General features: G+C 25.9%; 1 protein-coding gene. It reads right to left on the bottom strand.

From position 1 onward, the window contains the following. Nucleotides 1–82 precede the first annotated feature (82 nt). The coding region (locus tag G3997_RS08130; RefSeq protein WP_296645293.1) for a GGDEF domain-containing protein at nucleotides 83–942 on the bottom strand (860 nt) is incomplete at its 5' end.

A 942-nucleotide genomic window follows, 5' to 3' on the forward strand; every position in this document is an offset into this window, starting at 1 on the left:
TTATCAATTCATTTATTTCTTCTAGTTAAATTTTTATTTTATTATAATGTATATTAAATGGCATTCCATCAAAAACTATCTGCTATAATTCTACCCTATTTCTATTAAATACTTTTGCTCTGTATAAAGCATCATCAGCTGTACTTATTAATTGGTGTTTACTAGAAGATCTATTAGGATAAGATGATACTCCTATTGATATTGTTACATTATTATTKGGTTGGTTTTCTTGGCCTTTAAAATATGTATTTTGTATAGATAATCTAATTCTTTCTCCTATTTTCACAGCCTCATCTTCTGTAGTATTTGGGAGTATAACTGCAAACTCTTCTCCACCATATCTAGCCACTACATCACTACTTCTTATACATGCCTTCATTATTTCTCCAATTTCTTTAAGAATTAAATCTCCTGCTTGATGTCCATTAACATCATTAAAAGTTTTAAAATAATCTATATCCATAAACAATAATGAAACTTCTTGCTTTTCTTTATTAGCATAATCAATAGATTTTTGCAAAAACTCTTGAAAATATCTATAATTATATAAACCTGTAAGTTCATCTATATTCGCTAAAGTTTTAAGCTCTTTACCATGGYTTCTYTCTATATCTACATACATCCCTAGTATAAATGCTGTAATAAATAATACACTAAATAAAATTAAATCTTTTTCAAAATACTCCATCAAAGATTYTTTATTTGTTCCTATTGCTAATAAATCAATAATTAATATAATAATAGCAGATATAGTAGCCATTCCTAAACTATAATTTCTACTAAATTGTATAGCTCCTATTAATACAATAAATATGCTTAATATCTTATATCTACTATTGTGTCCACCTGTGGTAGTTACTACTATCAAAAATACATAAAGCATAATTAACATTTCTAAATAGTCTACTATCTTAGGAGATGCATTTACCCTCTTACTTATAT

Origin of the sequence: Romboutsia sp. 13368 (assembly GCF_018336475.1) — a bacterium.
Classification (GTDB): Bacteria; Bacillota; Clostridia; order Peptostreptococcales; family Peptostreptococcaceae; genus Romboutsia.